This window comes from Paenibacillus sp. MMO-177, assembly GCF_037147795.1.
Taxonomy (GTDB): Bacteria; Bacillota; Bacilli; order Paenibacillales; family Paenibacillaceae; genus Pristimantibacillus.
Genome location: NZ_JBBCUR010000041.1, coordinates 1 through 304 on the forward strand (window position 1 = coordinate 1; position 304 = coordinate 304).

Here is a 304-nt window from a genome sequence, read left to right on the forward strand (position 1 = left end):
CTCTCCCAGGACCCTGCGGTCCAAGTACCATCGGCGCTGGAGGGCTTAACGGTCGTGTTCGGTATGGGAACGCGTGGTTCCCCTCCGCCATCGCCACCAAACGGATGACTTTATTCAATTGAAAGGTCTTTGGGGCCCCCGGAAAGTAATCGGAATCAGCTGCAAAGCTTATCTTCACTTTTTGGGGTAATCCAATTGTTCTTTCAAAACTGACAACGAGCTGCGATATCCTGCCTATTTATCCGATCATCATCGTGATCGGGTATTCCTTAGAAAGGAGGTGATCCAGCCGCACCTTCCGATA

1 rRNA gene is annotated in these 304 nt (G+C 51.0%); it reads right to left on the reverse strand.

The annotated features are described in order from the left end of the window. Positions 1-101: ribosomal RNA gene (gene rrf, locus WFK81_RS30810) — 5S ribosomal RNA — on the reverse strand; the annotation flags it as partial. Between the last annotated feature and the right edge of the window lie 203 nt (positions 102-304).